The organism is Microcoleus sp. N9_A2 (assembly GCF_036701775.1).
In the GTDB taxonomy this organism is placed as follows: domain Bacteria; phylum Cyanobacteriota; class Cyanobacteriia; order Cyanobacteriales; family Microcoleaceae; genus Microcoleus.
Window position 1 is genome coordinate 205,150 of the sequence record NZ_JAUBRH010000002.1, and the last position, 17,287, is coordinate 222,436.

Below are 17,287 nucleotides of genomic sequence, written 5' to 3' on the forward strand. Positions count from 1 at the left end.
CACCCTGATAGATAAATAGAAGGGAAATTACGAAGCTAATCGCACTTGTTGAGATTTATTCAAAAGTCGCATCGCCCGTAACTTCCCGATCGAATTCCGAACCAACATCCCAACGGGTATTGGAAAGGGGTTCTTCCAATGTTGGTTTAGTCTATTTCCACAGTTGCATTTATTGAGTTGATTTGAACCGGTAATTGCGACAACTGAGTTGAAGTGCGATCGTACTTCGCGAGACTTCAGTTTGGGTAAATGACGGATATACGGCAGTTCGAGAGTGCAGAAGTGCATAAGTGCGATCGGGCTTGTCGATAGAGTCGCTTTGTCAATTTTCAGAACACATTGTATCTACCACGCGAGGACCATTATCATGGCTACTACTAATAACTCTTTCAATTCTGCGATCGAAACTTCCCTGCAAGCCGTTTACACCACGTTAAATAATTTTGCCAAGGGTGATGATTTTGTTGCCAAAGCTCAAAGTATTTTCGGCACAAATTTTGATGCTGGTAAGTTAGAAGAAATCCACCAGCAGTGGATTAACAGCGATTTTGGATCTTTACCTGCGATCGAAATTCGCACTGGTTCTGAACTCCAAGGGGCTAATGCTGCTTATGCGGGTTCAAATAATACCATTTATGTTTCTGAAAACTTTTTGATCCAAAATACTGATAATCTTCAAGGGATTGCCAGTGTTTTATTGGAAGAAATTGGTCATTCTGTGGATTGGAGTATTAACACTTCTGATACTCCTGGGGATGAAGGTGCCATTTTTTCCGCAACAGTTTTAGGTCAAGATTTAGATGCTTCTACTTTGGATGCAATTAAACAAGAGGATGACTCGAATCTTTTAACTATCGACAATTCTAGTATTGTTGTTGAACAGTCAATAACAACAGGAACTTATTCCGATGGTATCGACTTCGGCCGTTATGCTTTTAAGGCTGAGACAGCAGACTATATAGAAAAGTTTTCTGGCATACAAATTGAAAATTCTTATGACTATGACTCTAAGGATTCTTTGATTCTAAAGACAGGATACCCTGGGTTTGAGAAAACTTTTTTTGATGAAGGTGGCTTGAAGGCTGGAATCAAGCTAGGAGGTGGATCGTTTGGCGCAGGGTTTAAAGCATATGCAGGTATAAATTTAGGTGAAATAGATTTCGATCTTCCATTGCAAGCTCTTTTGAATGCAAGTGATTCTGGGAAGAAACTTCTGTTTGACTTCACCACTATCTTTGATGCAAAGCTTGGCTATACAATTCCTTCTGCTTATGCAGTTTTAGATGCTGTTTTTGACTACAATATTGGTTCGCTGAGTGCATCTGCAAGTATTGCTGGAGTGGGTACAGAGCAAACCATTCTTGGTGGTATAAGTGGAGACTTTACACACAGAATGGTTAACATCAATACGTTAAACAATCCAGTAATACAAGTGAACCTCTTGCCAGGGCAAGTGAATTTTCTAGCTCCTTCAATTAGTGTTAATACAATTCCCCTATTGGGTGGCTTGGCAACTTTTAAAGCAAGTCCCCTCCCCAAGTTTAACTTTAGCTTGAAAAATTCATCTACAGAAGACCAGTTTTCTATCAAAGTTAGTAATGAAAGACCTAAAGATGATCCTGGCTCTCCAAATGATCCTAACCTCCCAGACGATCCTGAACTCCTTGCTCCTGGCGAACCTAACCCTGAGCCCTCTCTTCCCGATGAGTTGGCTCGCCTCACACTAAATTTTGATAAACTTCTAGCAAAAATACCACAGTTAGCATTTCTCGCTCAGAGCATAGAAACTGGACCATTTAAAGCTGAATACAGGTTACTACCTATGGAGCTTACTGGTATAGTAAGTGCAATTTATGAACTTGAGGTAGGGATTAGAAATACTGAACCAAAAATAATTGGCGGTGAATTTCTAGATGTTACCACCCCATATTCTGAGCTTGATGAATTACTCGCCAAGGATCTAGACAATGATTCCAAGATGGATGTTAAATTTGAACTGAATCCAGATATTTTCTTCAAGCCAAACTTTGCATTAGATTTAGAAACACAGTTTAATGTAGATATCGGGAGGCTTACCGCAAAAGTAGACTTTAGTAGTACAGTCTTCAGCAATCCCTTCCTGAAAAATGTCAGTGCAAATGTTAACCTTATTGACCTACCTGAAATCGTTATTGATGGGTTGAGCCGTCGCATTGATATTTTCAAGTCAGATTTCAGCATACCTTTCAATGATCTGTATGCGAAGTTTAATGGTGGTGCGGCTCCGGAATTTAACAAAATTTCTGTCCAGATACCATTTAATGCCATTTATCCAAATGTAGGAACGGCTGGCGACGACATTTTAAGCTTACCTGAATCTGCTGGTGTTGAAAATCTCTATGGTGAAGCAGGTAATGATGTCCTTTACGGCAATTCATACGCCAACAGAATCATGGGTGCTGAAGACAATGATACTATTTATGGAGGGGTTGGTAGTGATAGTCTTCATGGCGAACAAGGAGATGATTTCTTGCAAGGTGAACAAGGCAATGATTTACTTAATGGAGGAATTGGCATAGATACAATCAGTTACGCCAATTCAGTTAGTGGTGTTATTGTCAACATTGATGAAAACAATAACTATCAACACCAACAAACAGCAGGAATATTTGACCTTGAACCTAATTTTGCAATTGCTTCAGGTCAAGCATTAGATGGTTTTGGTTTTGCAGATAGTATTGTTGCAGTTGAAAATATTGTTGGTTCTTCTTTTAACGATATTTTAATCGGCAATGGTTTAGATAATGTCATTGAAGCAGGTACTGGCAACGATCTTGTTATTAGCAGTGCTGGCAACGACCGACTAGAAGGAAATGGAGGAATTGACACTGTAAGTTTCCGCCGCGATCCTAGCGGTGTTTCCGTCAGCCTGAAAGATGGTATTGCTACAGATGGATTTGGCGGGCAAGATAATATTTCTGGTCTAGAAAATGTTGTCGGTTCTGGCTTTGGCGATCGAATTGAAGGTGACGATGGAGTTAATATAATCACCAGTGGTGCTGGCGATGATATTGTTTATGCCTTAGCTGGCAATGATATTGTTTATGCTGGCACAGATAACGACGAAGTACGTGGTGGCGATGGTAACGACATCATCCTTGGCGAAGCTGGCAGCGACACCCTACAAGGAAATGAAGGTGAAGATACCCTCGACGGCGGGATTGATAGCGACTTTCTCTACGGCAACGCCGGCATCGACATTATCTACGGTCGTGAAGGTGACGACATCATCGATGGCGGTAGCGAAAATGACCTACTTTACGGCGAACAAGGCGATGACAAACTCTACGGCCAAGCAGGCAACGACATCATCCAAGGTAACACTGGCGAAGACTACGCCGAAGGAGGCAGCGGCCGCGACTTCATCCAAGGCAACGAAGGCGACGACATCCTTTACGGACAAGACGGCAGCGACACCATAGAAGGCAACGCCGACGACGACTACATCGATGGCGGCAGCGGCCAAGACTCGCTTTCCGGCAATACCGGAGATGACAGAATTTACGGACAAGCTGGCAACGATGTTATCCAAGGCAACGAAAACAATGACTGGTTAGAAGGCGGCGATGGCCAAGACATCATTGATGGGGGTGCCGACGACGATGATATTTACGGACAAGCTGGCGATGACAATCTTTTCGGCAGTCAAGGCCAAGATTTCATCGATGGTGGCGACGGCAAAGATACTCTGTTTGGCGGCCTCGATGACGACGTACTTTTAGGCCAAGCAGGCGACGACACTCTCAACGGCAACGCCGGAAATGACGAATTATTTGGCGGTACTGGCAATGACTCGTTAATCGGAGAAATCGGCGACGATTTAATTGACGGCGGCGAAGGAATTGACCTCGTTAATTACATCAATTCTCCCAGCGGCGTTATCGTTAATATTGACGAAAATAGCGACTACGACAACAACATCAACCAACGTTTCAAAGAATTCGTTACCGATGTCAATCCCAGCGAATATTACACCGAACTCGAACGAGATTTTGAAATTGCTGCCGGTACAGGTAAAGATGGTTTTGGCACTACCGATGCTTTGATAAATTTAGAAGATATCATCGGTACTCGCTTTGAAGACATCTTAATTGGCAACGAAAAAGATAACCGAATTTGGGCATTAGAAGGCAACGATTTATTAATTGGTAATGCCGGTAATGACTCATTTTACGGCGGAGAAGGCATCGATATTCTCAGCTACCGCCGCGACCCCAACGGCGTTACTGTCAACTTACAAACAGGCGATGCTACTGACGGCTGGGGAGACCAAGACAAGATTGCTGGCATTGAAAACGTCGCCGGTTCTCGCCATGACGATAATATTACCGGCGACGATACCGTTAACGTTATCACTGGCGATGCTGGAGACGATCGCATTGACGGACTCGGCGGCGACGACAAACTCTACGGCGAATTCGGCAACGACCTAATCTACGGCGGCGAAGGCGGCGACAGCATCTACGGCAACCAAGACGAAGACACCCTTTACGGCGAAGCAGGCCGAGACTACATCCGAGGTGGCGATGCCGACGACTTAATCTACGCCGGTAGCGATGACGACACCGTGGCAGGAGACGCGGGTTACGGCAACGACACGATTTTCGGCGAAACAGGCAACGACTTACTCTACGGTGGCGCTGGCGACGACTTTGTGTACGGCGGCGAAGACAAAGACACCATCTACGGCGAAGGCGAAAACGACAAACTCTACGGAGAAGGAGACACCGACCTCATATACGGCGGCACCGGCGACGACGAACTCTCCGGCGGCGACGATGCCGACACCCTCATCGGCGAAGCCGGCAACGACACCCTCGCAGGCGATGCAGGCGACGACACCCTCGATGCCGGAACTGGCAACGACTATCTCTACGGCGGCACCGGCAAAGACACCCTGAATGCAGGCGAAGGCAACGACAACCTTTACGGCGGCGACGATGCCGACATCCTCCTCGGCAAAGAAGGCGACGACAACCTCTACGGCGAAGAGGGCGACGACACCCTCGATGCAGCCGAAGGCAACGACAGTCTCTACGGCGGCGACGGCAAAGATATTCTTGATGCCGGAGTTGGCAACGACTATCTCTGGGGAGGCCAAGACGACGACACGCTATACGCCCAAGCCGGCGACGACAACCTATTTGGGGAAGGCGGCAACGACTTTCTCGATGCAGGCGAAGGCAACGACAGCCTCTACGGCGGCGACGGCAAAGATATTCTCGATGCCGGAATTGGCAACGACTTCCTCTGGGGAGGTCAAGACGACGACACGCTATACGCCAAAGCCGGCGACGACAACCTGTTTGGCGAAGCGGGCGACGACTTCCTCTACGCAGCCGAAGGCAACGATTCCCTTGACGGCGATAGTGGCAAAGACTTTCTGAATGCTGGCGCAGGCAACGACTACCTCTGGGGCGGTCAAGACGACGACACTTTATTAGCCGAAGCTGGCGACGACTACCTGTTTGGGGAAGCGGGCAACGACTCACTCAACGCAGCAGAAGGCAACGACAGTCTCTACGGCGACAGTGGCAAAGACATTCTCGATGCCGGAAGCGGCAACGACTATCTCTGGGGTGGTCAAGATGATGACACCTTATTAGCCCAAACTGGCGACGATTACCTCTACGGCGAAAACGGCAACGACATTCTCGATGCAGGCGACGGCAACGATTCCCTCTACGGCGGCGACGGCAAAGATACTTTGTTCGGCGAAGCTGGCAGCGATTTATTAGAAGGCGGTTCCGGCGAGGACTCGCTGTTGGCGGGCGACGGCAACGATACCCTGCTGGGTCAAGGTGACAGCGACACTCTCTACGGCGGCAGCGGCGATGACATTCTCGAAGGCAATTCGGGAAGGGACAGGCTGTTTGGCGAACTCGGCAACGATTCCCTCGACGGCGGTACGGAAAATGACACCCTCGAAGGCGGCGACGGTAACGACATCCTGGACGGTGGTGATAATAATGACAGTCTGTTCGGACAAGTCGGTGATGATACGGTTATCGGCAACCGCGGCGATGACATTGTTGACGGCGGTTCCGGCAACGATTTGCTTCAAGGCAACCAAGGGCGCGATCGAATTTACGGTCAAGCCGGCCTCGACACCCTGTTCGGCGGCGACGATAGCGACACCCTCTGGGGAGGAGACGACGCTGACATCTTGCAGGGAGAATCGGGTACAGATACCCTGTTCGGCGGTAGCGGCGACGACACCCTCGACGGCGGCGAAGATAATGACAGCCTGTTGGGAGAAGCCGGCAATGATACTCTCGCAGGCGGCAGCGGCGACGACATCCTGGACGGCGGCACCGAAAACGATACTCTCTCCGGCAACGACGGACGTGATAAATTATACGGCCGCCAAGGCAACGACTTCTTAGAAGGCAATGCTGATGACGATCGACTCTGGGGCGGAGATAACGACGATACGCTGTTGGGACAAACCGGAGACGACCAACTGTGGGGCGAATCCGGCAACGACAGCTTGGAAGGAGGCGATGGGGCCGATCGACTTTTCGGTCAAGTCGGCAAAGACACCCTCTCCGGTAACAATGGCGACGACTACTTAGAAGGCGGCGCTGACGACGATAGCATGAGTGGTGGTGAAGGGCGCGATCGAATTTACGGAAATGACGGCAACGACTTCGCCGACGGCAACAGCGGTGACGACTACATCGACGGCGGCGCGAACAACGATACTTTAGCAGGAGGAGAAGGGGACGATCGCATCTTCGGTCAATCCGGCAACGACAGCCTCGAAGGCAACGACGACAACGACTTCATCGATGGCGGTACCGGCAGCGACAACATTTGGGGCAACGACGGCGACGACGAACTCTACGGCCGCGAAGACCGAGATGCGATCGACGGCGGCCGCGGCAACGACCAAATCTACGGCGGAGACGCAGCCGACACCCTCCTCGGACAAACCGGAGACGACAACATAGACGGCGGTTCCGGCGCAGACTCAATTCTCGGCGGCGACGGCAACGATAACATCTGGGCGCAAGCAGGCGACGACTTCATCAAAGGCGGCGCGGGCAACGACAACATTTGGGGTAACGAAGACGACGACACCATTCTCGGAGAAGCAGGGCAAGACAAAATCGACGGCGGTTCCGGCTACGACAGCATCGACGGCGGCGCTGGCAATGACGAACTATTCGGCGGTACCGGCAACGACCAATTATTAGGAGGTGCCGGCAACGACAAAATTGACGGCAGCATCGACGACGACAAACTGTTCGGCGGGGCCGGCAACGACTTGATGTTTGGCAGTCAAGGGCAAGACACGATGTTAGGCGAAGTTGGCGAAGACACCCTCTACGGCGGCGACGAAACTGACTTGATGGACGGCGGCGCGAGTAACGACTTGGTTGTCGGCGACTCCGGCGACGACACTCTCACCGGCGATTCCGGCGACGACACCCTCGTCGGCAGCAGCGGCAACGACTGGATGGGCGGAGGCAACGGCGACGACTTGATGTTCGGCGAATGCGACGACGACACGATGCTGGGAGGCGCGGGTAAAGACACTCTCGACGGCGGTTGCGGCAACGACTTGCTAACCGGGGAAGCCGGCAGCGACTACCTGTTGGGCAACGAAGGCGACGACAGCCTAGACGGCGGCAGCAGCAACGATACCCTCGACGGCGGTAACGGCAACGACTTCTTAAACGGTGGCAGCGGCAACGACAGCCTCAACGGCAACGACGGCGATGACAGCGTTTACGGCGGCGAAGGCAACAACGTGCTCAAGGGCGGCAACGGTCAAGATTCGCTGATTGGAGGCAGCAGTTCCGACATATTTGTACTGTCGCCAAGTTCGGGACTCGATAACATTTTCTACTTCCAGACCGATCGCGATTACTTAGGACTCGCACAAGACCTCACTTTTGACCAATTGCAAATCGTTCAAGGCGGCGATAATTATACTAACGATGCCTTGATCAGCATCGCAGGCACCGGCGAACATTTAGCTTGGTTGAAAGATACTCAATTTAGTGCGATCGACAGTTCTCGGTTTATTTCCATCACCCCCGGAGCCCCGCTGCCTGGAGTTTTCAATACTCCCCCGACGATCGATGATTTAACCGGGGAACCTGTTGAGAGTGACGATGTTCTAAGTGCGATCGACAGCGGTTCTAGCACTAGCTTATCCAGCGCTACTCCTGCATCTACCAGCCTGCCCCAAAGCACGACTACTGCACCGATTAGTCTGTCAACCAGCACAACTGCTGCACCAGCAAGTTTGATTCTGCAACCATTAACAACAGGTACTAATCCAGCAACAGCAACTGCACCAATTAGTCAGCCAAACAGCACAACTGCTGCACCAGCAACTATCACCTTGGAACCATTAACAACAGCGACTGATCCAGCTAGTTTGACAGTAACTTCTGCCAATACTATCCCCGACGATATCTTGCTGAATGGCGGTGCAATTCCCACCATGATGACCTTTAGCGAAACCGACGATGACATCCTGATCTACGACACTAACAACTTGTTGACTTCTCTAACCAGCGCTCAAACTCAGCCAATTATGCCTTTAAGCGGCACGATCGCTAGTAGTTCAATTTCCCCAATTGCCAATACTTTTGGCAACGACAGCAGCCTCTTAATTACTCCGGCTGCAAGTCCCGGCAACCCGCTAGCAAATAGCGGTTTGACAGGAATTTCTAGCTTGTAGTAATTGTAGGTTTGGTTGAGGGCGATCGAATAAAAACCCGGTTTCTTAAAGAAGCCGGGTTTTTTGCAGTTTTTAAGGTCAAAAGTAAAAAACTGACACTACGAACCTTTCTTCATTTTCATCGTTGTTTTGTATCTAGAAAATTCATTAAAACATTGGCATCCTCAGAGCAATTGTAGGGCGACCAGACAGGATACTCTTGGTTTGCGGCGGAACTAGCAGGCTTTATGCCTTTGTTTCTAGTATGCCAGCAATTTCAATCATTAATTTTCGGCGATCTGGCTTCATATAATCAAGATTTGCTGACCAGTTCAAAATATGTATGATTTCTGCTGATTTACTGGGAGCAAATTGATTATTTGTTACCACTCTTCTTAGTGCCAATAAAGCACTGTATTGAGTGTAGGGCATCTCCATAATACCAACTGCTCTAGAAACTAACAAATTTATATAATCAGTTGATGTGTTCCACTCAACGTGCTGGTAAGCAGACAAACGCTCTCCCCCCTTGTTGCTATTTAATCTTTCATGAACAGGAAAATTTATAACTTTAGGAATTAAAGTCCACATTGTTGAGGAAATTTCGTGCAGTAATTTTGTGCGGTTACGTCCAAATGGCATTTCATCTCTAACCCTATCGTAATAGCCACCCAATTGATCTATCCGCTTCAATGCTTCCGTTGAATCTATATCGTTCGCAGCATCAACTAAAGCTATGGCCTCTCGATAGCGTCCCTCAAGCTGCTGCTGCGTTTCCTGAGATGTTAGATTTATAGCACCAATATCTGATATTTTTTCTTCGTATTTTTCTGATGCTTCTTGAATACCGTATTTTAGTTTAATTCTCAGTAGATTAGTCTCAATTTCCTCAATGCCTTGTTCACGCAACCAATTTAAAGAACCTTCCACTTGCGGAACTTGATAAAGAATCCAAGGAAGTAAAATAGGAATACAAAAAAGAAAGAGAAGAACTAAAGTTACCGATGTAACCTTTAATTCAACTGACAAACTCCAAATATTGCTGTTAACTTTATCCGATTTAACGCAAATACTGAGTACGCTTAATATGATTAAGATAATGATAGTAATCGAGTATTTTTTTCTCAAAGAAGAGGAAAGAGCTGAATTGATATTCAATCGCTCATCTTGATTAATTTTTCGAGGATAATTTCTATTCATACAAGACCCCACCACACTTTGCACTATACGATCAACCATAGCTATAAAACTAGGCTGATAATCGCAATTCATAGATGATTTTTCGTATCCACAAACAATCTTGTGGGAACTTCATACTGCGGAATTTACAAGTGAGCTTTCGACTGCACCCCCACCGATAAACTAACCGCATAACTTATAATTGTCCCGCAGCTACAGTAGAATACTCTTTCCGATCGACTGATCCGGAACATCTGCAATTTAACTCTGAACAGTCTGAACACCTTCTGCTCTGACTTAATTCAAAAAATAAACCACCCCGATCGCCCTGTTGGTGAGAAAAAGTAACAGGATATGGTAAACTTACGTAAATTACCTCGATCGATTTAAGCTTTGAGATTTGAGATTTGAGATTTTGGAATTAACCTCACCGATCGCCAAATCCTCACATAATTTTATCAAAAATTACCTCCCATAGCACTTATCAGAAAGATGAGGTATGCCTTATGCCCGATGCCCGATGCCCGATGCCCGATGCCCGACAGTACCTCATATGAGAGCTTGAAAGGCTATATCTAGGGCTGTCTCTCGAAAATAATTTCCTCATATAATTGCTCGATCGGCAAACTTAGATTGATACTTTGAAACTCAACCCGTTCGCCCTCCCGATAGCTCAAAATCACCCATTCACCAGCATCATTTTTATGATAAATATCGATCGCCACCTCATCATAACTTGCTAATACATAATCGATAATATTGGGGTTGCGGCGATACTTTTCAAACTTCTTCCCTCGATCGTAAGCTTCGGTGCTATCCGATAAAACCTCCACAATTAAGCAGGGATAGGTAATATAAAGAGCATTCTCGCGATCGCGCCCGTCACAAGTCACGCTTAGATCGGGATACGTATAGTTGGGTGTATTGAGAATGTTAACCTTTAAATCTGAATTAAAAACACGACAAGGATTTCCCCGCAAGTGCGCTCTGATTAAACTACCAACATTTAATTTAATCGCACTATGATTTTGAGTGCCACCACCCATTGCATAAACCCGACCATCGATCAGTTCGTGTCTTTCTAGCTGCTTTTCTTCCCAACTAAAATACTCTTCCGGTGTAAAGTGCCGATCGTTATCTCGTGCTGCTATCATCACAATACTCCATTAATCAAAAGTTAATAATACCAACTCAAAACTCGATAAAAAGTGACACGCTCTGGTAAACTTACGTAAATTATCTCGATCGATTTGAGATTTAAAATTTTGGAATTAACCTCACCGATCGCCCAATCCTCACATAATCTCGTCAATAATGACAGAACCACCTTCACAAAAATCAACGTTGAGATGATAGTCCTCAATTAACGCGGTTCCCATCAGCGGACGACGCCCCATTGCCAACACAATGACCTCGCGTTCTACCCCATGCCAGATAATTGTTGCCAGATGTAGCCGTGTCATAACGCTAGAATCATCCGCTGCTTGGCACGTTGTGCAACTTCTTCGCGGCTTAAAAGGATTGCCTGCATATATTGACTCCCGATGCTAGGCTTTTCTGTGACTCCTTCTATGATAGCGCACGGACAAGTAGGGCGATCGTTGCAGTTAATTCAATAAATTTGTTTGATTTTCCCAAAAGCAACTCTAACCCATAATATGTAACCGGAAAAACCTATTACTCTTGGGAATAAAAAAGGTAAAACCGATGACTGAATATAAATTAACGCCCGCAAAGTACAGTAGTTGTTTCCCTAAACCGCATTCACTTAGAAAACTATAAAACTAATGATGCAGCATCAACAAAACTGCTATAACGTTGCAGTCCACACCCAAGGAAAACTCGGTTTCTTTCGTCTGATTGCGTAAATCCTGTACTGAATTAATCACAACTGTAAAATGTTGTTACAAGTAACTTGACAACTGTGACTAAATCTATTTTAACTGACTATAATTGGAAAAAAATCGTTTTGTAGGGGAAATTCCATGCAGAAACTAACTCGAATTTTATTCACTACAGCTTTAACCCTAAGTATCTTGTGTTCTCCCACAGCAGCTTTCGCCAAAGCGAAAATTCAGATAGCCATCCTTTTAGATTCTAGTAATAGCATGGATGGATTGATCGACCAGACGCGCACTCAACTTTGGCAAATTGTGAATTTTTTAACTAAAGTAACCAAAGATGGTGAAGTGCCAGAGTTAGAGGTTGCCCTTTACCATTATGGTAATGACAGCTTACCTTCCTCGGAAGGTTTTGTCAGATTATTAACTGGATTTACTCCTGAATTAGATTTAGTTTCCGAAAAGCTGTTTAGTATCAAAACCAACGGCGGTCAAGAATATGCTGGCTGGGTAATTCGTTCAGCAATGCAAGAATTAAATTGGAGTAAAAATCAAGAAGATTTTCGCGTGATTTTTATTGCGGGTAATGAACCATTCGATCAAGGCCCAATAGTTTGGAATCAATCTGTCAATCTCGCTGTCAAAGGAGATACCCTCGTTAATACAATCTACTGTGGTTCAGCCGAAAGTCAGGAGCGAAGACTTTGGGCATCAGGAGCCGAGTTAGCAAAAGGCAGTAGCTTCAACATCAATCAAAACCAACAAATTGTGGTAATTAAGTCTCCTTACGATGACGAAATTTCTAGTTGGAATACTAAACTAAATCAAACCTACATTCCCTATGGTAGAGAAGGAAGAGTAGGACAACAACGTCAAGAAGTTGAAGATAGTAATGCTGGCAGAAATTTGCTTATGCGTGGTGTTTCCAAAGCTTCTGAATACTATGATAATGCTTCTTGGGATTTGCTCGATGCTCTCGAAAACGGAAGAGTTACGCTGGAGTCACTATCAGACGATGCTTTGCCGGAAATTATGCGTGTTATGACTCTAACAGAAAAAAGAGCATATGTAGCTGCCAAGAAAGCCGAAAGAGAGAGCATTAAAAAGACAATCCGCGACTTATCTCAAAAGCGAACCGAATATGTTGAACAACAGCGCCAATCTAGTACCAATAGAGGCGAGAATACTCTAGATAGCGTAATAATTCAAAGTCTCCGCCAACAATTAGCTGCTAAAGGATTTAAGCTTCAGTAAAAGAACGCAGACGAAATTTTATCTGCGTTCATCTGTGTTTATCTGCGGTTAAAAAATCATGAATTATGCAAGTGTCACAATTAGTAAGGCACTCTACTATCCCAACCCCTCGATAATCCGTCGATCGTGAAAGTAGTAGAGCACCCTACAAGTTGATTGTCCTCATGCCCATTGCATAAGTGCTGTTGAAAAAACCGGGTTTTTATTATGGGTTGTTTTCAAGCGCAAGTGATTCTCCGATTAGACTGTAAAGTTCTCTAAGTTGCTCAGAGTCCAAAGCTTTAATTAGTGCCTCTCCAGCTCTTTTGGAATTATGTCGAGGAATCTTTATATATGAAGGGGTATTTAGGCTACTAGATGGAACTTTTTCTAACCAATCTTTCACCTGTTTCCGCCCCAGATCGGTGATTTGGTAATAACCACGTTTATTACCAGATAATTGTTCAATCCATCCCAAGTCTAGCCAGCATTTTTGCCGGAGATATATTGGGCTAGATGTGAGACGCAATACTTGCTTAATCTTGGCTGCATTAATAGGCTGATTATCCGCACAACGTTGAACCAATTTAGAAAAATCATGAAGATATTTTGACGGAATTCCGTGTTCTTCAGCTTGGTCTTCGTTAAGCTCAAACGTCTTTGCATTAGGTGATGCTAATTCTTGAATGATTTTGTCAATATCTGACGGATCGCAACCCAAACCAAATGGTGGTTTAGCCTTGCACAGTTCCTCATAAGTATTGAATGGCTTTCCGCGATCGTCAACAAGCTGATGATAGCCAGAGAATTGCTTCATCAAATCGCGCCATGCTTTCAATTGTTGAGCATTGAATGCAGCATCATGTAGGGCTGATTGCAGTTCCAACCTGACAGCGATCGCCCAGGGGCGCGATCCAGGAGGTGCATTCAGTTCGCCTGCATTGCCGAGAGTTTCTATGTGAGCTTTCAATCGTTCATTGGATATTTGCCTTGTAGCCATGCCCACACCTGCCTCAATTCTTCAAGTGTCATTGCTGCGCGTCCCTTGCGAAATTGTTTGACAATTTCCTGATTAATGGTTTTGGATTCTATTCGATTCCGAGCTGCATAGTAACGGACATATTTTTCAAGTTTTTCTCTGATAATATCCCGTTCTTCACTGGGAGTCAAAGATTCTTTTCTCCCAATTAAATAATCATGACTATCTTTGGCTTCTGGCTCCTGATAAGCATCTAGAAATCGTTTCATTTGCACGGTACTAATTCCACCCAATCCAACCTTTTGCATTGCTGATTGGATTTGAGCAGTCTCAGCATAATCAACTGTTTCCCCATTACTTAAATCAGATGCTCTCGATCGTGTTAAGCTTGAATTTAATGCGATACTACTATTATATCGCCGATCGTTACTTTTGGCATCATTATCCCCAGTACCACCATTATCATTATCACGCTTATTTAATTCTCTTTCTCTAAGAATTGGCTGTTGTTCCGCTATGATATCTTGTACGCATTTAGTAGCCAACTGGTCATCTGGAAGATAAATCAACCCTGTTTTTTTCAAGTCTCCAGCTTCTCGATCAACTCTCGCAGCCCTTGCCCATGATTGTTCGAGCCAAGGCTTACTTCTGATATTAGTTAAACAGGCAACATGGGTAATTGCCGGAACATCAAGTCCTTCATAAGCCATTGCCACTGTTACTAAAGCATCAACTGCCTTTGAATCGCCGTAATTGTAGTGCTTCTTAAATCTTTTAATTGAGGCTTGCGCTTCTTTCGATTCATCACTTGTGGCTTTTAAGGCTTTGACTCCTAACTTTTTCAGCCACTCTAAATATTGATTAGCTGTTGCTATTGAGGGCGCGAGTACCAATAGCTTAGATCTGTGGTTCTTTTCTTTATGTGACTTCCAATTATCCACACATTTTGTGAGTAATTGCTCGGCGTATCCGGTACTAAGCGCTGTGCGAAGTGCTATACCCCTATAGTCTCCAGCCTCTGCTAAGCTTTCGACTGAACATTCTTGCCCTTGCTCGTCGATCCATTTAGCCTCCCCATCACCCCATTCAAAATGGAGAGGAACGATCGCACCCTCTCTGAGTGCTTGTCCTCGCGTATATTCAATAACTACGGTATCTTCACTACTAGATAGGGTGGGAGTAAGACCGCTAGGAGTTGCTTTATAGGGCATAAAAGCAATTGGCTTCCGATCTCCACGTTCACCAGTTCCTGTTACCAAGATAACCAATACAGCATTATCTACCAACGGCTGCAACGCTCTATGCCATGCTCCATCTTCCTCAACATGATGAAACTCATCCAGCACTAAAATATAACGCTTGCGTCGAATCTCTTGAGCATGAAGGTCAGGACTTGCTGTAATAGCCTGGTATGTAGCTGCATAGCCAGACATTCCCTTGCATGGATTAGGCTCATTATTATTTGCCATAATTCTATGCTGATGCCCTAGCATATTTTTGAACTACCAATCTTCAAATTGTTCTTCTGCTTGATTTTGGAGATTGAGTCTAGGAACCACCCAACAAATTGCATCAGCTATAGTTCCATGAAAGCTGTTCCCAGAATTAGGATTTGGAATTAATTGTGCTGCTGCAATTACTGGGATAAGACTCTTACCGCCTCCAGGCGTAACAAGCATGAGAATTTTTTTTATTTGTGCTCCAGCCTGTATGCGTTTACAGATTTGATAAAATTCATCTTGATGTCTTCTTAAATTAAGAGGTTCTTTAGGAGATTGTGAAAAAATATCTAATTGGATTGCATCTGTCATGTTTCTGTTCTCCTCAGCAGTTTTTTGATAATGACATTTAGGGCATAATGCCTGCATTTCATGGACATTGGTTCTCTGAGTTTCTGCCCATCGCTCAATATGATCTGCGTGCCAGTCTGAAGGCAAACCACATTTGCAATGCTGGCACTTGCCGTTGGCGGCATACCAGAGGGCAGCGCGTAGCCGTTTCGATCGAAGGAAGCGACTCTGATTCTGCATCTGAAAAAGCTATAAGGCTTACGCAGCAAGTAAAAAGATCTACTGTAGAAATTTTATCTGTTTTTGAAGTTTTAGTCAACATCAAAATTTTATGGGCTAGCTGTCTCCATTTTTGTGAATAGGACGATCGTGAAGCAGCGACATCTTACTGGAACAACGCCGTGGCGATGACTTGTTCTGCTGTTCCGGTAGCAACATTTCTTAATGCGGTGGGGTTGCCGTTTCTTGGCTGTATTGGTATGATAACGTATATCGCGCAACCGCGCAACCGCGCAACCGCGCAAAATGCAGTCAAACTCATCCGCAGTCAACCACCGCCTCGCCAGATGCGAGAATACGGTATGCGCGTATGAGAGACATGGCTAAAAAAATTCCACCTGAAATGGCTGAACTAAGCGTTTACGTAGATAAAAAGCTAAAGCTGCGATTCAAACTAGCTTGCACAGCTCAAGAAAAGCCGATGAGCGAAGTCATCGGTTTATTGATGAAGCAATGGCTAGAGACAATAGAAACCCAGTCAGAGTCTCAAACTCAAGCGGGGCAAAACGTTCCAGACTGAGGAGTAATTAAGCAAATGACCTCTAGCGCAGACAGATTTGTGAGGGACAAATGTTGAGAGACGCAGACAACCCAGAAAAATCTTGGGAAGACTTGGAAGCCGAACTCGCCCAACGCCCGGACAGACCTTTTTATGCTCGGAGTGACGCAGAAGCTGCTAAGCGATGCGAACAGCAAAACCGCGAAGCAACCAGACACCCTGATGTTACCGGAAAAACCTACTACACCTGTGACGATAAAAAAAGGAAAAACCGATGACCAAATATCAATTAACTCCTGCCAAATACCACCATGTACAAGTAGTTGTCTCCCTAAATCGCGTTCATTTAGACAACTATGAAAATCCCGATCGCGCAATTGCAAAACTGATCGAACTCGGTTACACTCCAGAACTGCGCTATCAATGGAATCCAGAACGCAACGAATTCGATCTATACGCCCTAATTCATGACTTACCGCTGGAAAAATCGCTAATGACCGATGAAAAATGTCAGGAATTTTTCAACCATTTCAAACACAGCCAAATATATTCGATCGGCTGCGGTAACGCTGACCCCGATTGGCTATTTGCTTGGGGTTTTGATGACCCCCGCCGTCACGCTAAGCCAGAAGAAATTGAACCTTTACCAGCAGCTACAGCAGCAGCTTAATGTGATAGTGTAGGTTGGGTTGAGGAACGAAACCCAACATCCAATTAATCAGTGTTGGGTTTTGCTATCGCTCAACCCAACCTACAAAATAAAAGCATCCC

The 17,287-nt window shown here is 45.6% G+C and carries 11 protein-coding genes and 1 pseudogene; 5 read left to right on the forward strand and 7 right to left on the reverse strand.

The window, feature by feature from the left end:
* The first annotated feature begins 367 nt into the window (after window positions 1-367).
* Window positions 368-8,737: a hypothetical protein gene (locus tag QUA44_RS02135; RefSeq protein ID WP_333247626.1), complete on the forward strand. Its 8,370-nt coding sequence runs from the start codon at window positions 368-370 to the stop codon at window positions 8,735-8,737.
* A 225-nt stretch (window positions 8,738-8,962) separates the two neighbouring features.
* Here the strand turns inward: QUA44_RS02135 and QUA44_RS02140 are convergent, their stop codons facing one another.
* From QUA44_RS02140 to QUA44_RS02150, 3 genes are all read right to left on the reverse strand, one after another.
* Window positions 8,963-9,988 (reverse strand): hypothetical protein, encoded by a 1,026-nt coding sequence (locus QUA44_RS02140; RefSeq protein ID WP_333247624.1) that lies wholly within the window; start codon window positions 9,986-9,988, stop codon window positions 8,963-8,965.
* A 482-nt stretch (window positions 9,989-10,470) separates the two neighbouring features.
* The gene (locus QUA44_RS02145; RefSeq protein ID WP_333247622.1) at window positions 10,471-11,049 is read right to left on the reverse strand and encodes a Uma2 family endonuclease; all 579 of its coding nucleotides are present in this window, start codon (window positions 11,047-11,049) and stop codon (window positions 10,471-10,473) included.
* A gap of 141 nt (window positions 11,050-11,190) precedes the next feature.
* Complete coding sequence (locus QUA44_RS02150) at window positions 11,191-11,358, reverse strand: hypothetical protein (RefSeq protein WP_333247620.1); 168 nt, start codon at window positions 11,356-11,358, stop codon at window positions 11,191-11,193.
* Between the two features lie 522 nt (window positions 11,359-11,880).
* Between QUA44_RS02150 and QUA44_RS02155 the strand changes: the two genes are divergently transcribed.
* Entirely contained in the window at window positions 11,881-12,990 is a 1,110-nt protein-coding gene (locus tag QUA44_RS02155; RefSeq protein ID WP_333247618.1) for a hypothetical protein, read from the forward strand.
* A gap of 205 nt (window positions 12,991-13,195) precedes the next feature.
* On the opposite strand, the gene QUA44_RS02160 is transcribed toward QUA44_RS02155, so the two are convergent.
* From QUA44_RS02160 to QUA44_RS30610, 4 genes and pseudogenes are all read right to left on the reverse strand, one after another.
* A complete protein-coding gene (locus QUA44_RS02160) occupies window positions 13,196-13,969 on the reverse strand; it encodes a hypothetical protein (RefSeq protein ID WP_333247617.1) in 774 nt (257 codons plus the stop codon).
* Window positions 13,936-15,417, reverse strand: a complete 1,482-nt coding sequence (locus QUA44_RS02165) for a helicase-related protein (RefSeq protein ID WP_333247615.1) — start codon at window positions 15,415-15,417, stop codon at window positions 13,936-13,938. The genes QUA44_RS02160 and QUA44_RS02165 overlap by 34 nt, the downstream gene beginning before the upstream one ends.
* 33 nt (window positions 15,418-15,450) lie before the next feature.
* Window positions 15,451-15,759, reverse strand: a complete 309-nt coding sequence (locus tag QUA44_RS02170; protein WP_333247613.1) for a hypothetical protein — start codon at window positions 15,757-15,759, stop codon at window positions 15,451-15,453.
* Between the two features lie 27 nt (window positions 15,760-15,786).
* Window positions 15,787-15,978: pseudogene (locus tag QUA44_RS30610) on the reverse strand (HNH endonuclease); the annotation flags it as partial.
* A 358-nt stretch (window positions 15,979-16,336) separates the two neighbouring features.
* On the opposite strand from QUA44_RS30610, the gene QUA44_RS02175 reads away from it, so the two are divergent.
* Genes QUA44_RS02175 through QUA44_RS02185 form a run of 3 tightly spaced genes read left to right on the forward strand, consistent with a single transcriptional unit; the run spans window position 16,337 to window position 17,186 of the window.
* Entirely contained in the window at window positions 16,337-16,537 is a 201-nt protein-coding gene (locus QUA44_RS02175) for a hypothetical protein (RefSeq protein WP_333247609.1), read from the forward strand.
* Between the two features lie 50 nt (window positions 16,538-16,587).
* Complete coding sequence (locus tag QUA44_RS02180) at window positions 16,588-16,794, forward strand: hypothetical protein (RefSeq protein WP_333247607.1); 207 nt, start codon at window positions 16,588-16,590, stop codon at window positions 16,792-16,794.
* Entirely contained in the window at window positions 16,791-17,186 is a 396-nt protein-coding gene (locus tag QUA44_RS02185) for a hypothetical protein (protein WP_333247605.1), read from the forward strand. Before QUA44_RS02180 ends, QUA44_RS02185 begins: the two co-directional genes overlap by 4 nt.
* Window positions 17,187-17,287 lie beyond the last annotated feature (101 nt).

What these genes read in the sequence shown, in the direction of transcription:
- QUA44_RS02170 (WP_333247613.1), bottom strand. Translation starts at nt 15,759, where the DNA reads ATGACAGATGCAATCCAATTAGATATTTTTTCACAATCTCCTAAAGAA.
- QUA44_RS02180 (WP_333247607.1), top strand. Translation starts at nt 16,588, where the DNA reads ATGTTGAGAGACGCAGACAACCCAGAAAAATCTTGGGAAGACTTGGAA.
- QUA44_RS02155 (WP_333247618.1), top strand. Translation starts at nt 11,881, where the DNA reads ATGCAGAAACTAACTCGAATTTTATTCACTACAGCTTTAACCCTAAGT.
- QUA44_RS02145 (WP_333247622.1), bottom strand. Translation starts at nt 11,049, where the DNA reads ATGATAGCAGCACGAGATAACGATCGGCACTTTACACCGGAAGAGTAT.
- QUA44_RS02160 (WP_333247617.1), bottom strand. Translation starts at nt 13,969, where the DNA reads ATGGCTACAAGGCAAATATCCAATGAACGATTGAAAGCTCACATAGAA.
- QUA44_RS02165 (WP_333247615.1), bottom strand. Translation starts at nt 15,417, where the DNA reads ATGGCAAATAATAATGAGCCTAATCCATGCAAGGGAATGTCTGGCTAT.
- QUA44_RS02150 (WP_333247620.1), bottom strand. Translation starts at nt 11,358, where the DNA reads ATGACACGGCTACATCTGGCAACAATTATCTGGCATGGGGTAGAACGC.
- QUA44_RS02185 (WP_333247605.1), top strand. Translation starts at nt 16,791, where the DNA reads ATGACCAAATATCAATTAACTCCTGCCAAATACCACCATGTACAAGTA.
- QUA44_RS02135 (WP_333247626.1), top strand. Translation starts at nt 368, where the DNA reads ATGGCTACTACTAATAACTCTTTCAATTCTGCGATCGAAACTTCCCTG.
- QUA44_RS02140 (WP_333247624.1), bottom strand. Translation starts at nt 9,988, where the DNA reads ATGAATTGCGATTATCAGCCTAGTTTTATAGCTATGGTTGATCGTATA.
- QUA44_RS02175 (WP_333247609.1), top strand. Translation starts at nt 16,337, where the DNA reads ATGGCTAAAAAAATTCCACCTGAAATGGCTGAACTAAGCGTTTACGTA.